This is a genomic window from Micrococcus sp. 140720015-1 (genome assembly GCF_053627595.1).
In genome coordinates, this window is the sequence record NZ_JBSEYC010000001.1 from 611,577 (window position 1) to 627,421 (window position 15,845).

The following is a 15,845-nucleotide window of genomic DNA, read 5'->3' on the forward strand; positions in this document are numbered from 1 at the left end:
GCCTAGGCGCGGAACGCCCTCCCCCGTCGTCGGGCGCACCGGAGACGGGTCGCTAGCCTGGACGCATGGCTTCCTGCCCCCCGTCGTCGCCCGACCCCACCGCCGCACCACCCCTGGCCCTGCCGCTGGCCCGCGAGGAGCTGGACCGCGGTGCCGTGGCCCGCCTCGACCCGGGCCACCTGGCGGCGGCCTGGGCGCGGGAGGGAACGGAGGTCCTGTGGCTGCAGGGCGGCCGCGCGCCGGTCGCGGACGGGCGGCTCGTCTTCACCGCGCCCGCCGGCCCCGTGCCGGCCGAGGCGGCGTATCTGGGTCGCGGCACCGCGGCGGACCGGGGCCCGCGCGGGCGGGAGCGCGAGGTGGTCTGCGTCGCCGTCGAGCCGCCGGTGGCCCTGCCCGAGGACGCGGCCACCGCGCTCGCGGACGCCGTGTGGGTCGGCCTCCGCGACGCGGCCGCCGCCCTCAGCGACGCGGACACCGGGCTGTTCGTGGCCGCCGTCGCGAACGCCAACTGGCACGCCACCCACCGCTTCTGCGCGTTCTGCGGCGGCGCCACGGACGTCGAGGCGGCCGGCTGGGTGCGCCGCTGCCGCGAGTGCTCCCGGGAGCAGTTCCCGCGCACGGACCCGGCGGTGATCGTGGCCGTCACCGACCCGGCCGGGCGGATCCTGCTGGGCCGCAACGCGGCGTGGCCCGAGGGGCTGTACTCCTGCCTGGCCGGGTTCGTGGAGCCGGGGGAGTCCCTGGAGCACGCGGTGGTCCGGGAGATCGCGGAGGAGTCCGGGGTCACGGTGACGCAGCCGCGCTACCGCGGCTCCCAGCCGTGGCCCTTCCCGCGCTCGCTCATGCTCGGGTTCACCGCGCTGGCCCCGGCCGGCGCCGAGCCGGTCCCGGACGGCGAGGAGATCCTCTCCGTGCGCTGGTTCGAGCGGGAGGAGCTCGCGCATCTGGCCCGCGCGGGCGACGTCACCCTGCCCGGGGCCGTGTCCATCGCGCGGGCGCTCATCGAGGATTGGTACGGTGGGACGCTGCCCGATGCGCAGACCCTGATCACCTAGGAGGACTCGTCCCGCATGAGCACTCCCGACGAGATCCTCCGCGGCCTCGACCCGGAGCAGCGCCGGGCTGCCACGGCCCTGCACGGGCCCGTCTGCATCCTGGCCGGTGCCGGCACCGGCAAGACCCGCGCCATCACGCACCGCATCGCCTACGGCGTCGCCTCCGGCGTCTTCGACCCGCACCGGACCCTCGCCCTGACCTTCACGGCGCGCGCCGCCGCGGAGATGCGCACCCGCCTGCGCGACCTCGGCGTGGCCGGCGTCCAGGCCCGCACCTTCCACTCGGCGGCCCTGCGCCAGCTGCAGTACTTCTGGCCCCAGGCCGTGGGCGGCCCCATGCCCTCGCTGATCGAGAACAAGGTGCGCCTGCTCACCGAGGTCGCCCAGCGCATGCGGATGTCCGTGGACCGGGCCGGTCTGCGCGACCTCGCCGGCGAGATCGAATGGGCCAAGGTCTCCCTGCACGCCCCCGAGGGCTACGCGGAGGCCGCCAAGGAGCGGGAGATGCCCGCCGGCTGGACCGCCACCACCGTCGCCCGTCTCTACACGGGCTACGAGGAGGCCAAGACGGCGCGGAACATGATCGACTTCGAGGACGTGCTGCTGATCCTCGTGGGGATCCTGTCCACCGAGCCGCAGATCGCGGCCACGATCCGGGACCAGTACCGGGTGTTCGTGGTGGACGAGTACCAGGACGTCTCGCCCCTGCAGCACCGCCTGCTCGACCTCTGGCTCGGCGACCGCGGCGACCTGTGCGTGGTCGGCGACGCCTCCCAGACGATCTACTCGTTCACGGGCGCGACCTCCCGCTTCCTCACCGACTTCCGTGAGCGGTACCCCGCGGCCACGGTGGTCCGGCTCGTGCGCGACTACCGGTCCAGCCCGCAGATCGTGGAGGCGGCCAACCGCCTGCTGGCGGACCGCACCAAGGCGGGGGAGCGGGACCGCACGATGCCGCGCTGGCCCGACCCCCTCGAGCTCGTCTCCCAGCGGCCGGCCGGTCCCGACCTCGTGTTCGCGGAGTGCACCGACGACGAGGCCGAGGCCGGCTGGGTCGCGGACCGGATCGCGGCGCTGATCGATGAGGGCGTGCCGGCCTCCGAGATCGCCGTCCTGTTCCGCACCAACGGCCAGTCCCAGGCCTTCGAGACGGCGCTGTCCTCGGCGGGCATCGGCTACCAGCTGCGCGGCGGCGAGCGGTTCTTCTCCCGGCGCGAGGTGCGCGACGGCATCCTGCAGCTGCGGGCCGCCGCCCGCGCCGCCCAGGACCTGACGGGCGACGACGTCACGGACCGGGTGCGGGACGTGCTCTCCTCGCTCGGCTACTCCGCCGAACCGCCGGCGGCCTCCGGTGCGGCCCGTGAACGGTGGGAGTCCCTGCACGCACTCGTCAACCTCGCCGACCAGCTTGCCACGACGCGCGGGGCCGAGTTCACGTTGACCGAGCTCGTGGCCGAGCTCGACGAGCGTGCCCAGCACCAGCACGCGCCGACGGTGCAGGGCATCACCCTGGCCTCGCTGCACTCGGCCAAGGGCCTCGAGTGGGACGCGGTGTTCCTCGTGGGCCTGTCCGAGGGGCTCATGCCGATCTCCTTCGCGGAGACCCAGGCCGAGGTGGACGAGGAACGGCGCCTGCTCTACGTGGGCATCACGCGTGCCCGCCAGCACCTGTCGCTGACGTGGACGCTCTCGCGGGGCACGGGCGGGCGCTCCACCCGGCGGCCCTCCCGGTTCCTGTGGGCCATCGACCCGACCCTCGGCGGCACCCGCGAGCACGCCCCGGCCCGTGGTTCCGCGGCCGGTCCGACGGCGCCGCGGCGCCGGGGCGCGAAGGTCGCCGTGTGCCGCACGTGCGGCAAGCCCCTCGAGACGGGAGCCGAGCGCAAGGTCGGCCGCTGCCTGGACTGCCCCGCCACCTACGACGAGACGGTGCTCGAGGAGCTGCGCGACTGGCGCACCCGCACGGCCGCCGAGATGCGGATGCCCGCGTTCGTGGTGTTCACGGACGCCACCCTCGTGGCCATCGCCGAGGCCATGCCGAAGACCCCGGCAGAGCTGCTGAAGGTGCCCGGCCTCGGCAAGGCCAAGCTGGAGAAGCACGGACCGGAGCTGCTCGAGCTGCTGCACGGCACCCCGACGGCCTGAGCCGCGGACCCGCGCCCCGTTCCGCCGGCGGCGCCGACCCCCTCAGAACGCCCAGCCGAGCGCGTCCGGGTCGCAGGCGCAGCCGGGCCGGGGGCGGACCCGCACCCGGCGCGTGCGTCCCGTCACCCGATCGGCCCGCAGCACGCCGGGGGCCGGTCCGGTCCGCAGGGCGTCCACGGTCAGTACGGCGGCCCGTAGCGCCGCGAGCCCGTCCACCTGTCCCCGGTGCGCCGACGGGCCGGGCGCCGTCGGGACACCGGGGACGCCCGCCGGGTCCGCGGGCCATCGGCACAGCGGGCACCCGCGCACCCCGGGGGCGCACCACGGTCCGACCGTGACCGCTCTCGGCCCCACCGTGACCGGCAGCAGCGGGTGGTCGGCGGCGAGGGCCTGCGCGGCCAGGTCCGCGTCGAGCACGGACCCCACCGCCACCGTCGCCTGCCCCACGAGCACCGGCACCGGGCCGTGGTGCGCGTAGAGGCGCAGCCCGGGGGCCACATCGCCCAACCGGCGCGCGAGCGCACCCGCCCGGGGCCGACCGAGGTCCCCGGGCAGCAGGCCGGTCCCCAGGTCCGCGGCGTCCACGGGCCGCGGATCCCACAGGGCCAGGCGCAGCGCCCCGGCCCCCGCCAGCGCGTGGGCGATCGCCGCGCCCACCGCGTCGAGGCCCGCCACGTGGACGTCGGTCGGCGGGGCCCACGCCCCCGGCTCCAGCGCTGACGCAGCGGCGTCATGAGGGACGGTGGTGACGGTCTCGGCGACGGTGCGCACGGCTCTCCTCTCGGCTCGGTGCCTCCCACCCTGCCAGGGCGCACCCGGACCGCGCCGGATTGTCCACAGCCTGCGGCCCATGCCGGACAATGGCCGGATGCGCCCTGTCCCGCCCGCCCCCGGCCGCCCTCCACGAGCCGTCCCGGCCGCCCACCGCGGCCCCGCCCGCGAGAGCACCGACCTGGACTGGGAGGGCACGCCCGTGCGGCTCGTGCGCTCCACGGCCCGCACCCGCACCGTCTCGGCGGCGTGGCGCGACGGCCGCCTGCAGGTCAACGTCCCGGCCCGGCTCTCGGCCGCGCAGGAGCGCGAGTGGATCGGCCGGATGGTCGCGAAGGTGGGCGCACGCGGCGGGACGGGGCAGCCCGCGGCCGACCCGGACGGCCGCCCCGCCGACGCCCGCTCCGACGACGCGCTCCTGGCCTGGGCGGGACGGCTCTCGGCGGCGCACCTGGGCGGGCGGGCCCGTCCGGTCTCGGTCACGTGGTCGGCCCGGCAGCGCCGCCGCTGGGGCTCGTGCACGCCCGCGCGCGGCACCATCCGGCTCTCGACGCAGCTGCGCGGCATGCCGGACTGGGTGGTGGCGGCGGTGCTCGTCCACGAGCTGGCCCACCTGCTGGAGTCCGGACACGGCCCGGCTTTCCGACGCCTCGTGGACCGGTACCCGCGCTACGCCGAGGCGATGGCCTTCCTCGAGGGGGTCACCTTCGCCGAGGGCCGCGGTCGCACGGCGCCGGACCGGTGGGCGGAGGACGAGGACGCGGACTGACACGACGGCGGGCGGCCCGCCCCTGAGGTGCCGGACCGCCCGCCGCCGTCGTGCCGGAAGGGGCTCAACCCTCCCGCGGCGCGTCGCCGAAGCCGCCCTCGAGGAGCTTGCGCAGCTCGTCGTCGAGGGACTCGGTGCTGGCGTCCGCGGCGGAGCGGCGCCCGGCGTACCCGGCGGGGTCCTCGAGGTCCTCCGCGGTGGGCTGACGCTCGGGATGGCGCCAGATCTCCTCGCGGTACTCCGTGCCGTGCTCGGCCGTGACGTGCTCCCAGAACGCGGCGGCCTCGCGCAGGCGGCGCGGGCGCAGCTCGAGGCCCACGAGGGCGGCGAAGGCCTGTTCGGCCGGGCCGCCCGAGGCGCGGCGGCGGTTCATGGTCTCGCGCAGGGCGGGCGCCGACTCGAGCGGGCGCGCGGCCTCGGCGACCACCACGTCCACCCAGCCCTCCACGAGGGCGACGAGCAGCTCCAGCTGGTCCAGCGCGGCCTGCTGGGTGGCGTCCGGGGCGGCGATGAAGGACGCCCCGTCGAACACGGCCTGCAGGGAACCGGGGTCCATCGGGTCCACCGACTGCGCGGCCCGCTCGATGCCCTCGGTGTCCAGACGGATGCCCGCGGCGTACTGCTCGACGGCGGCGTACAGGTCCCGCTCGAGCCACGGCGAGTGCAGGAACAGGCGCATGCGTGCGGCCTCGCGCAGGGCCAGGTAGATGCGGATCTGGTCGTCCGGCACCGAGAGCCCGTCGCCGAACTCCTCGATGTTCACGGGGACGAGGGCGAGGCGGTGGCCGGCGACGGGCAGGCCGATGTCCGTGCCCGAGAGCACCTCCTTGCCCAGGGCGCCCACGGCGCCGCCGAGCTGCAGGCCGAACATCGTGCCGCCCATGTTCTTCAGCATGGGCTGCAGCCCGCCGAGCAGGGAGGCGTCCATGCCTTCGGGGAGCTGGCCCGGCAGCTGCTGCTCAATGGCCGCGGACATCGCGCGGGACATCGAGACGGCCACGGGCTCGGTGAGCCGGCGCCACTGGTCCATGGTCGCCTCGACCCACTCGGCACGGGACCAGGCCACGCCGACGCTGCCGACGGGCTCGGTCTGCGTGACGCCGTCGAGCCACAGCTCGGCCAGCCGCAGCGCCTCGTCCACCTCGCGTCGCGCAAACGAGCCGACGGCCGGGTCCTCGCCGGCCACGGCCTGGCGGGCGGCCTGCTTCGCCAGGGACCAGTTCACGGGGCCGTCCGAGCCGGAGCCGGAGCTCATCATCGCCTGGAACTGGGCCATGGCCTGCTGCATCATGGCCGGATCCAGCTGGGACGGGTCGAAGGGCACCCCGCCGGGGCCGCCCAGGCCCTCCATGGCGCGTCGGACTTCGTCCGGGTCGGGGCCCTGGCCGCCGAAGAGCTGCCGCAGCATCTCCTCCAGGGGGTCGCGGCCGTCGTCGGATCCGGGCGTGCGCGCGTCGTTGCTCATGTCTCCAGCGTATCCGCGCCGACGCGATGCGCCCGCCCTCCCGACCTCGCGGCGGCGCGGTTCGCCCATGGCGCACGGCGTCGGGCGGGGCAGGCGGGGGTCGCGGCCCCACGTAGACTGGTGTGACCGTCGCCGCGCGGCACGTGCCCGGCGGCGAGGACGGCCCGATCAGGACCCCCAGGAAAGACGGTGTCGCGTGCGCGCAGTGCCCTCGAGGACCATCCGCGCCGCCCGCGTGCCCTTCTCCGGGTGGCTCGCCCTGGGCAGCGCCGGGCTGGCCCTGCTGGCCCCGACCCCCTACATCCTCGAGGGCCCCGGCCCCGCCGTGGACCTGCTGGGCGAACGCGAGGGTCGACCCGTGCTGCGCGTCGAGGGCGGTGAGGCGGACCCGGGTGAGGGGACCCTGGACATGACCACCGTGATGGTCGGGGGCCCGCCCATCGGCACCACCTCCCTGCTCGACCTCGGCCGCGGCCTGACGGACCCCGCCGTGGACGTGGTCCCGCGCGAGCTGATGTACCCCACCGGCGTCACCTCCGACGAGGTCGGCGAGGCCAATTCGGCGGCCATGTCGGACTCCCAGCAGACCGCGACCGCCGCGGCCCTGCACGAGCTCGGCCGGGAGGTGCCCCAGCGTCTCGTCGTGCAGCAGCTCGTGTCCGGCGGGCCCGCCGAGGGCGTCCTGCGGGCCGGGGACGAGGTGATCGCCGCCGAGGGACGGCCCGTGGCCGACCTGGAGGCCGTGCGCGCCGCCGTCGGGGCCGCGGGGCCCGACCCGGTCACGCTGACGGTCCGCCGGAACGGCGTGGAGCAGGACCTCGAGGTGCCCGTGGCAGCCGCCCCCGAGGGCGCGCCCCAGCCGTGGCAGATGGGGGCCCTGATCGAGACCGCCTACGACGTCCCGGTGGACGTCGAGCTGACCGTGCCGGACATCGGCGGACCCTCGGCGGGTCTGATGTTCGCGCTCACCGTGATCGAGCGGCTCACCCCGGGGGCGATGACGGGGGGCGCCCCGATCGCCGGAACGGGCACGATCACGGGGGACGGCGTCGTGGGCCCCATCGGCGGGATCCCGCAGAAGGTGCGCGGCGCCGCCGAGGCGGGGGCCACGACGTTCCTCGCCCCCACGGCGAACTGCGAGGAGCTGGCCGGCCGTGTGCCCGAGGGTCTGACGGTGTACCCCGTGGATACGCTGGGCCAGGCCCGCGACATCGTCGAGGCGGTGGCCCGGGGGGAGACCCCGGCCGCCGCCCGGACGTGCGGCTGAGCCGACGCACACCAGGACCACCAGACCACCAGACCACCAGACCGGATGACATGTCCGGGGCGCAGCGCCCCGGGCCGGAGCAGAGCCCCGCGGATGCGGGAGGGAAGAGGACAGAGCAGTGAGCTTCGGACAGGGAGGCGGCGGACCGTTCGGCGGCCCGCCCCGTGACGGCGGCGGGACCGCCGGGGGCCAGTCCGGCCCGTTCGGGGCGTTCGGCCCCTTCGGCGGCGCCCCGCGCGGCCCGGGCGACGACGGCGACCGCGGCCCCGGCGGCCCGTTCGGCGGGGGCGGGTCCTCCGCCGCGCGCGGCAGGGGCCGGCCGGGCCGGCCGAGCGCGCTCGTGCTGACCATCATCGCGGTGGCCGTGCTCGTGGGGCTGTTCGTGGTGTTCACGAACGTCTACACGGACGTGCTGTGGTTCTCGCAGCTGGGCTTCACCGAGGTCTTCTGGACCGAGGTCGTCGCCAAGGCCGCGCTGTTCCTGATCGCCGGGCTCGGGATGGCCCTCGCCGTGTGGCTGGCGATCCGCACGGCCTGGCGCCACCGCCCCGCGGACGCGTCCGCGGCCGCGCGGGACTCGCTCAGCCAGGCCCAGCGCCAGCTCGAGCCCATCCGGCGCCTGGTGTTCCTGGGTGTCCCGCTCGTGCTCGGCGTGTTCGCCGGCTCCACCGCGATGAACGGCTGGAACACGGTCCTGCTGTTCCTGAACCAGGTGCCCTACGGCCAGGCGGACCCGGAGTTCGGCCTGGACCTCATGTTCTTCATGGCCACCCTGCCGTTCCTGACGCTCGTGGTCGGCTACCTGATCTCGGTGGTCCTGATCTCCGGCATCACCGGTCTGCTCGTGCACTACCTGTACGGCGCGGTGCGCGTGGAGGAGGGCGGCGGTGTGCGGATCGCCCCGGCGGCGCGCGCCCACATGGGCATCACCCTCGCCGTGTTCCTGCTGCTGCAGGGCGTCAACTTCTGGCTCAACCGCTACCGCACCACGCAGTCGCAGACCGGCAACTGGGCCGGCGCGCTCTACACGGACGTGAACGCGGTCATCCCGACGTCGGCGATCCTGGCGGTCACGGCCGTGATCGTGGCCGGCCTGTTCGTGTGGACGGTGGTCTCGGGCCGGTGGCGGCTGTCGCTGATCGGCACCGCGGTCCTGGTCATCACGGCGCTCGTGGTGGGCACGGCGTACCCCTTCATCGTGCAGGAGTACCAGGTGAAGCCGTCCGAGCGCACGCTCGAGTCCGAGTACATCGAACGGAACATCGCCATGACGCGCGAGGCGTACGGCCTGGACGACGTCGAGGTGACGAACTATGAGGGCGCCACGGACACCGAGGCCGGGGCCCTGGCGGGCGAGGAGGCCAACACGGCCAACGTCCGTCTCATGGACCCGAACCTGATCTCCCAGACCTTCGGGCAGCTCCAGCAGTTCCGTCCGTACTACTCGTTCCCCACCACGCTGCACGTGGACCGCTATGAGGTGGACGGCCAGACGCGGGACACCATCCTGGCGGCCCGTGACGTCAACGTGGACGACTCGCAGTCGTGGGTGAACCGCCACACCATCTACACGCACGGCTACGGCATGGTCGTGGCCGACGCCTCCGAGGTCGCGGCCGGCGGCCGGCCCCAGTGGCTGCTCTCCGAGATCCCGACGCGGGGGCCGCTGGCCTCCGACCAGGACTACGAGCCGCGCATCTACTTCGGGCACAACTCGCCCTCGTACTCGGTGGTGGGTGCGCCCGAGGGCGCGCCGGCCGTCGAACGCGACCGGCCGCAGACGGCCGACTCCCAGGAGGACACGGCGTACACCTTCTCCGGCGACGGCGGCCCCTCGGTGGGCAACCTGTTCAACCGGCTCGCGTACGCGGTGAAGTTCGGCTCACCCGAGCTCGTGCTGTCCTCGGACGTGAACGAGGCCTCGCAGATCCTCTACGACCGCGACCCGGCCGAGCGCGTCCGCAAGGTCGCGCCCTACCTGACGGTGGACACCGCCCCCTACCCGGCGATCGTCGACGGCCGCGTGCAGTGGATCGTGGACGCCTACACGACCTCGGACCAGTTCCCGTACTCCACCGCCCAGCAGCTGGGCGAGGTCACGGTGGACTCCCTGAGCCAGGGCCAGAACCCGGCGATGCAGGGCCGGGTGAACTACATCCGCAACTCGGTGAAGGCGACGGTGGACGCGTACGACGGCTCGGTGTCCCTCTACGCGTGGGACGACCAGGATCCGCTGCTGCGGGCCTGGCAGAACGTGTACCCGTCCTCACTGCGCCCGTACTCGGAGATGAGCGCCGGACTCATGGACCACGTCCGCTACCCGGAGGACATGTTCAAGGTCCAGCGCGAGCTGCTCGGCCGCTACCACGTGACCGATGCGGACGACTTCTACGAGAACAACGACGCGTGGTCCGTGCCGTCGGACCCCACGCGCGAGGAGGATGTCAAGCAGCCGCCGTACTACATGACGCTGCAGATGCCCGGCCAGGACGAGCCGGCGTTCTCCCTCACCAGCAGCTACATCCCGCAGATCACGGACGGTGCCCAGCAGCGCAACGTGCTCTACGGCTTCCTCTCCGCCACCGGCGACGCCGGCTCGGGGGAGGACGGCGTGAAGGCCGAGGGCTACGGGAAGCTCCGCCTGCTCGAGCTGCCGCGGTCCACCACGGTGCCCGGCCCCGGCCAGGCGCAGGCGAACTTCGACTCCAACGCGGACGTCTCGCGGGAGCTGAACCTGCTGCGTCAGGGCGCCTCCGAGGTGCTCAACGGCAACATGATCACTCTGCCGGTGGCCGGCGGCATCCTCTACGTCCAGCCGGTGTACGTCCGCTCCTCGGGCGGCACCACCTACCCGACGCTGCGCAAGGTGCTCGTCTCCTTCGGCGACAAGGTCGGCTTCGCGGACACCCTCCAGGAGGCCCTGGACCAGGTGTTCGATGGCGACTCGGGCGCGGTCACCCCAGAGGAGAACCAGGCGGAGGCGCCCGCGCCGGGCGAGGAGCCGACGGCTCCGGGCACGGTCGAGGAGGAGCTCTCGGCGGCCCTCGAGGAGGCGCAGGACGCCCTGACCCGGGGCCAGGAGCGTCTGGCCGAGGGTGACTGGGCCGGCTACGGCGAGCAGCAGAAGCGTCTCAACGAGGCCCTGAAGCGTGCCACCGCCGCCGACGACGCCCTGGGCGGCGACGCGCCCGCCCGGGACCAGGCCCCGGCCGAGGCGAGCCCCGCGCCGTCGTCGAGCCCCAGCCCGACGCCGAGCGGCTGAGCCGACGCCGGCGGGCCGGGCCCGCCGGACCGTCGACGGCGGCCCCGGCCACGCACCGCGCGTGGTCGGGGCCGCCGCCGTCTCGGGGCAGGTGGCTGCCGCATGGCCGCCGGATGGCGGGGTGCTGACGCCGATTTGAACTCGACGGAACAGGTGTGTATAGTTCTAGAAGTCGCCGCGGGGTGGAGCAGTTCGGTAGCTCGCCGGGCTCATAACCCGGAGGTCGCAGGTTCAAATCCTGCCCCCGCAACGAGAAGGAGAAGGCCCCCAGCATCTGCTGGGGGCCTTCTCGCATGCCCGGGCCCGGTCGCCCCGGCCCGCCGGCACGGTGCCGGCGGGCTGGGGCGACCGCCCTCGGACGATCGGTGGGGGAGCGTCAGCGGCTCGAGGCCCGGACCGCCTGCTGGGCCGGCGTGCGGCGGCCCGGATCGGTGCGGCGCAGCCAGACGGCGGCGATGATCGCGGTGACCGCGATCGCGCCCCAGATGCCGACGACGGCCCAGGACAGGCCCGCGATGAGCAGCAGCGGCACGAAGGACACCGCCGCGATCTCCACGGGCACCACCGGGATGTACGCCACCCCGAACTGCTCCATGGTCCCGGACTTCAGCTTCGGGTCCACGATGCGCAGCATGGCCACGCCCGTGGCGACGGCGCCGGTGGCCCAGCCCCACGTGAACAGCTGCTTCTCGAACCACGCGTCGGTCATGACGCGCGGCGCCACGACGATCCCCAGGAACAGGGCCAGCGCGAGGCCGATCACGAACAGGAGCAGCAGCGGCTGCCAGTAGTCCACGACCACGGTCGGGGCGATCGCGGCGATGCCGCAGACGATGAGGATGTCCGTGGCGGTGCCGGACACCGAGTTCAGCGAGCCCGGGTCGAGGAACTTCGCCGTCTTCGTGGCCTGGAACAGGACGCGGGCGATCAGGCCGAGCAGGAACGCGATCGCGAACGCGGGGATGATCAGCTGGGGTCCGTCCTCACCCACGATGCTCGGCCACACGGCCGTGATCCAGGAGACGACACCGTGCGCGGCCGCCGCGATCATCGCGACGACGCCGATCTGGAAGGCCAGTGACTCCACCGAGGCCGCCGAGAAGGTGTGCCGGCCGATGACCGGGCGTTCCTCCACCTGGTTCAGCACCCCGGTGCGCAGCTCCTCCGGGATGGAGGTCAGGCCCGCGAACTCCTGCGCGTGGCCGCGCTGCGCGCCGATCTTGGCCTGGATGATGCCGCCCACCACGCCGACGATCATGCCGACCGTGGCGGAGGTGTAGGCCAGCGAGGTGACGGTCGCATCGCCGTTGGCCGCGTATGCCTGGCCCACGGCGGCCGCGGAGCCGAAGCCGCCCGCCCAGCCGGCGAACAGCAGGGCGGCGAACGAGTCGGGCGCGTCGAACAACGGCTGCAGGACGAGCAGCGTGACGAGGGCGCCGATGGCCACCTGGGAGGAGTAGATCAGCACGCCGTAGGACGCGAACGCGCCCACGGGGCGGCCGATCTTGCGGACGTCGAAGTCGTCGGTGAGCGCGATGCACACGAACACGATGACGATCAGGATCGAGCCGTACGTTCCCAGCTGGGAGCTGAACGGCAGCCAGCCCAGGCCGTTCGGGCCGAGGGCCAGGCCCAGGATGCCGGCGATGACGGAGGCCGGGATCATGAGGGTCTGCAGGGGCGTGATGACGGCACGGGCCAGCGTGCCCACGGCCAGGAGCGCGCCGATGAGGCCGGCGTCGACCAGCACGGACCAGGCCGTGAACTGCTCTTGCATGGGGTTCTTCCTCTGTGCGGGGACGGGGGAGCCCCACGGAGCGTGCCGAGGGACCCCGGGACAGTACCAAAGGAGTGCGGGGGCCGGGGCGCGGCCGGGAGGGGCACCGGGCCGGGGCGCACGAGGACGGCCCGCCGCGCCGGCGTGGGCCGGGCGACGGGCCGTGGGGCGGGGCGGGGTCAGCCGCGCGCGGTGCCGGTCTCCTCGGCGGTCCCCTCGGCGGCGTAGTCGAGGGTGAGGGTCTCGTCGGCGTCGACGTCGCCCGATGTGAGGGCGGCCTGGCCGGCGCCGCCGGCCTTGAGGGCGGCGAGGCGGGCCTCCACCTCGGTCTTCTCGCCGAGGTCCTCGAGGGACTCGAACTGGGCGTCGAGGGAGGACGCGGCGATCTCCTGCTGGCCGCGCACGCGGGCCTCCTCGCGTCGGACCTTCTCCTCGAAGCGGGAGACCTCGGAGGTCGGGTCCAGCAGGTCGATCGACTTCACGGCGTCGGCCACCGCGGACTGGGCGTGGGCGGACTTGGCGCGGGCGGTCAGCTCGTCGCGCTTGGCGACCAGCTGCTGACGCTTGGCCTTCATCTGGTCCAGACCGGTCTTCAGGCGCTCCACGATCTCGCGCTGCGAGGCGATGGTCGGCTCCGCGGACTTCGCCTGGCGCTCGAAGTCCATCTGGCGCTCGATGGCCACCTTGGCGAGGTTGTCGAACTTGTCCGCCGAGGCGGTGTCGCCCTTGGTGCGGAAGTCGTCGGCCTTCTGGGAGGCGGCCAGCGCCTTCTGGCCCCAGCTGCGGGACGCGTCCTGGTCCTCGCGGTAGTCGTCCTCGATCATCCGCAGGTTGCCGATCGTCTGGGCGACGGCGGCCTCGGCCTCCGCGATGTTGTTCGTGTAGTCGCGGACCATCTGGTCCAGCATCTTCTGGGGGTCCTCGGCCTTGTCCAGCATCGCGTTGATGTTGGCCTTCGCCAGCGTGCTGATGCGGCCGAAGATGGACTGCTTGACCATGGTGTCTGCCTTTCGTCGGTCTTTCACGTCAGCGCAGACCGTCGGCCTGCGTCCACCCCGTCCCGCGCGTGCGGGCCGGGCCGGCGCCCGGGGCGCCGGAGTTCATGGGGGCGGCGATCAGAAGCCGCCGCCGGAGATGTCGCCGAACCCGCCGAAGTCGCCGCCGCCGAGGCCGCCGCCGTCGAAGCCGCCGAAGCCACCGCCGCCCCAGCTGCCGCTGTTCAGGATCGAGTTCATCAGGATGCCGCCGAGCAGTGCGCCGCCGAGGCCGCCGCCGAAGCTGCCGCCCACTCCGGCGCGCGGGCGTGCGCCGTACATGCCGCCCATGCCGGGGCCGTAGCCGAAGCCCTCGACGTCCGCGCGGGCCAGCTCGCTCGCGCGCTCGGCCAGCTGGGAGGCGCGCTGCGCCTGCTGGAGGGCGGCCACGGGGTCGGTGCGGCCGAGGCTGATCGCCGAACGCAGCGTGTGGTCGGCCTCCGCGAGCCGGGTCCGGGCCTCCGAGCCCACCGCACCGCGTCGGGCGCCGATGAAGTCGGCCGTGCCGTCGATCTGCGCCTGGGCCTGGGCGATCGTGGAGGTGAGCACCTGGGAGGCCTGGCGGGCCTGCTCCCGAGCGTCGCGGACGCCGGCCAGCGGAGTGTTCAGCTGGCGGTGCGCGGCCTCGAGCTGGTGCAGCAGCTCCAGGGGGTCCGGGCGGCCGGCCGTGAGAGTCCGGCGCACCGCGTTCACGGCGGTCTTCATCCCGGCCACCGGGCCGGCCAGCTCGGGGTGCGACCCGTTGGCCACGAGCGCCTCGGCCTCGGCCACGTCCTGCTCGGACTGGGCGAGGCCCGTCTGCAGGTTGCCCAGCATGGCCCGCAGGGACCCCTCGGCCTTGCCCACCGCCTCCGTGAGCGTGTCCACCTGGCTGAGCGCCTCCTCGGCGGCACGCACGGCCAGCGCCGCCGTGGAGCGGTCCTGGGCGTCCCACGCGCTCCGCGACTTCGCGACGGCGGTCTCCACGAACTCGAGCCGCTCCCGAGCCTGCGCCGCGTTGTCCGCGACCTCGGCGAGGGCGGACTCCGCGTACTGGCCGTGCAGCGCGGCGATCGCCGACTCGGACTCCTGCACCCGGGACCGGGCCTCGGGCAGGCGGGCGTCGACGCGCTCGAGGGCCTCGGGCACCTGGTTCTCGAGGTCGCGCAGGGAGTCGAACTCCTTCTTGTGCGCCGCCAGGGCCGCACCCACGGCCTCGCTGCGCTGGATGATCTCCTTGAGCCAGGCGCGCTGCTCGGCCTCGGTGTCCGGGATCTCGTCGTCGAGCTGGTGCTGGAGCTGGAACGAGGCCCGCATGTGCTCCTTGGCCTGGTCGATGTCCTCGCGGAACGTCGCCACGGACTTCTCCCCGTAGGACGCCTCGGCGAAGCCCAGCTCCTGCTCCGAGGAGCGGATGGCGTCGTCCGCGGCCACGAGCTTCGAGCCGGCCTGGGTGCGCAGCTGCTCCACGCTGAGCTCGTCGAGGGGGTCACGGCGGACCTCCTCGGTGCGGCCCCGTTCGACCGCGCCGCCCTGCGTGCGCTTCCGGCTGCGGGCCACGAGCACGCCGCCGCCCACGGCCGCGGCCACCGCGCCCGCGCCGAGCACCGCCGTCAGGGCCCCGCCGCCGTCGGAGGCGCCCTGGGCCGTGCTCCCGTCGCCCGCGGTGCCGGCCGGCAGGGCGCCGGCCGGATCGTACTCGGCCCCGCTGGCCCCCGTGCCGTCGAGCGTGCCGTCGGCGGCGTCGTCGAGCCCCTGCACCGCGGCGGTGCCCGCCGCGAGCCATTCCGCCGAGCCGGGGTCCGTGCCGATCTTGGACAGCTCCGGGCCCACGTAGGTGCGCGTCACCTGGTTCTGCAGGTTCGCGTCCCCGCCGCTGTCCAGCCCATAGGCGCGGTCCTCGACCGCGATCGCCAGGACCGAGTCGTTCGTCCCGAGCCCGCGCTGGCGCGCCACGTCCTGGGCCAGCGTCTGGGCGTCCGTGCTGAACTCATCCACGTAGACGACGTACAGCCCCTGCCCGGTGTCCCGGCGCAGGTCCTGGATCTCCTGGGTCAGCCGCTGCTCATCGGAGGTCGAGAGCACACCGGCCTCGTCCACCACGTACACGCCCGGCGGGACCGTCACGGCGTGCGCGGCGGGCGCCGCCACCAGGAGGCCCAGGCCTCCCAGACCCGCGGCGGTCACGGCACGCGCCAGACGGCCGACGTCGGCGGGGCGGGCGGACACGGTCATGCGGGGTCTCCTTCGACGGCTGAGGCGAGCCGCCACACCGGGCGGACCCGCCGGATCCTGGGGTTGAGTGTAGGGCGGCGTGGGAA

The 15,845-nt window shown here is 74.4% G+C and carries 10 protein-coding genes and 1 tRNA gene; 6 read left to right on the plus strand and 5 right to left on the minus strand.

Going from position 1 to position 15,845, the window contains the following annotated elements; genetic code table 11:
* Window positions 1-65: 65 nt before the first annotated feature.
* Together nudC and ACUXPL_RS02870 are read left to right on the plus strand one after the other, a co-directional pair.
* Window positions 66-1,055 (plus strand): NAD(+) diphosphatase, encoded by a 990-nt coding sequence (gene nudC / locus ACUXPL_RS02865; RefSeq protein WP_454181801.1) that lies wholly within the window; start codon window positions 66-68, stop codon window positions 1,053-1,055.
* Window positions 1,056-1,070: 15 nt separating this feature from the next.
* Window positions 1,071-3,200, plus strand: a complete 2,130-nt coding sequence (locus tag ACUXPL_RS02870; protein ID WP_454181803.1) for an ATP-dependent DNA helicase UvrD2 — start codon at window positions 1,071-1,073, stop codon at window positions 3,198-3,200.
* Between the two features lie 42 nt (window positions 3,201-3,242).
* On the opposite strand, the gene ACUXPL_RS02875 is transcribed toward ACUXPL_RS02870, so the two are convergent.
* Entirely contained in the window at window positions 3,243-3,971 is a 729-nt protein-coding gene (locus ACUXPL_RS02875; RefSeq protein ID WP_454181805.1) for a ThiF family adenylyltransferase, read from the minus strand.
* Between the two features lie 97 nt (window positions 3,972-4,068).
* On the opposite strand from ACUXPL_RS02875, the gene ACUXPL_RS02880 reads away from it, so the two are divergent.
* Window positions 4,069-4,740, plus strand: coding sequence for a M48 metallopeptidase family protein (locus tag ACUXPL_RS02880; RefSeq protein WP_454181807.1), 672 nt, complete (start codon window positions 4,069-4,071; stop codon window positions 4,738-4,740).
* 64 nt (window positions 4,741-4,804) lie between these two features.
* Here the strand turns inward: ACUXPL_RS02880 and ACUXPL_RS02885 are convergent, their stop codons facing one another.
* Window positions 4,805-6,205, minus strand: coding sequence for a zinc-dependent metalloprotease (locus tag ACUXPL_RS02885; RefSeq protein WP_454181809.1), 1,401 nt, complete (start codon window positions 6,203-6,205; stop codon window positions 4,805-4,807).
* A gap of 196 nt (window positions 6,206-6,401) precedes the next feature.
* Here ACUXPL_RS02885 and ACUXPL_RS02890 point away from each other — a divergent pair, with 196 nt between their 5' ends.
* The 3 genes from ACUXPL_RS02890 to ACUXPL_RS02900 all read left to right on the plus strand — a co-directional run bounded on the left by ACUXPL_RS02890 (window position 6,402) and on the right by ACUXPL_RS02900 (window position 10,984).
* Window positions 6,402-7,472 carry a PDZ domain-containing protein gene (locus tag ACUXPL_RS02890; protein ID WP_406926216.1) on the plus strand — a complete coding sequence of 357 codons (1,071 nt, stop codon included), beginning with the start codon at window positions 6,402-6,404 and terminating at the stop codon, window positions 7,470-7,472.
* 118 nt (window positions 7,473-7,590) lie between these two features.
* Window positions 7,591-10,734, plus strand: a complete 3,144-nt coding sequence (locus tag ACUXPL_RS02895; RefSeq protein ID WP_454181811.1) for a UPF0182 family membrane protein — start codon at window positions 7,591-7,593, stop codon at window positions 10,732-10,734.
* 176 nt (window positions 10,735-10,910) lie between these two features.
* A tRNA-Met gene (locus ACUXPL_RS02900) sits at window positions 10,911-10,984 on the plus strand.
* Window positions 10,985-11,110: 126 nt separating this feature from the next.
* Here ACUXPL_RS02900 and ACUXPL_RS02905 read toward each other — a convergent pair.
* The 3 genes from ACUXPL_RS02905 to ACUXPL_RS02915 form a co-directional block, all read right to left on the minus strand.
* Entirely contained in the window at window positions 11,111-12,511 is a 1,401-nt protein-coding gene (locus tag ACUXPL_RS02905) for a sodium/glutamate symporter (RefSeq protein WP_406926214.1), read from the minus strand.
* Window positions 12,512-12,690: 179 nt separating this feature from the next.
* A complete protein-coding gene (locus ACUXPL_RS02910; RefSeq protein WP_180535822.1) occupies window positions 12,691-13,509 on the minus strand; it encodes a PspA/IM30 family protein in 819 nt (272 codons plus the stop codon).
* A gap of 117 nt (window positions 13,510-13,626) precedes the next feature.
* Entirely contained in the window at window positions 13,627-15,759 is a 2,133-nt protein-coding gene (locus ACUXPL_RS02915) for a TPM domain-containing protein (RefSeq protein ID WP_454181813.1), read from the minus strand.
* Window positions 15,760-15,845: the final 86 nt, after the last annotated feature.

What these genes read in the sequence shown, in the direction of transcription:
- nudC (WP_454181801.1), top strand. Translation starts at nt 66, where the DNA reads ATGGCTTCCTGCCCCCCGTCGTCGCCCGACCCCACCGCCGCACCACCC.
- ACUXPL_RS02870 (WP_454181803.1), top strand. Translation starts at nt 1,071, where the DNA reads ATGAGCACTCCCGACGAGATCCTCCGCGGCCTCGACCCGGAGCAGCGC.
- ACUXPL_RS02880 (WP_454181807.1), top strand. Translation starts at nt 4,069, where the DNA reads ATGCGCCCTGTCCCGCCCGCCCCCGGCCGCCCTCCACGAGCCGTCCCG.
- ACUXPL_RS02885 (WP_454181809.1), bottom strand. Translation starts at nt 6,205, where the DNA reads ATGAGCAACGACGCGCGCACGCCCGGATCCGACGACGGCCGCGACCCC.
- ACUXPL_RS02905 (WP_406926214.1), bottom strand. Translation starts at nt 12,511, where the DNA reads ATGCAAGAGCAGTTCACGGCCTGGTCCGTGCTGGTCGACGCCGGCCTC.
- ACUXPL_RS02910 (WP_180535822.1), bottom strand. Translation starts at nt 13,509, where the DNA reads ATGGTCAAGCAGTCCATCTTCGGCCGCATCAGCACGCTGGCGAAGGCC.
- ACUXPL_RS02915 (WP_454181813.1), bottom strand. Translation starts at nt 15,759, where the DNA reads ATGACCGTGTCCGCCCGCCCCGCCGACGTCGGCCGTCTGGCGCGTGCC.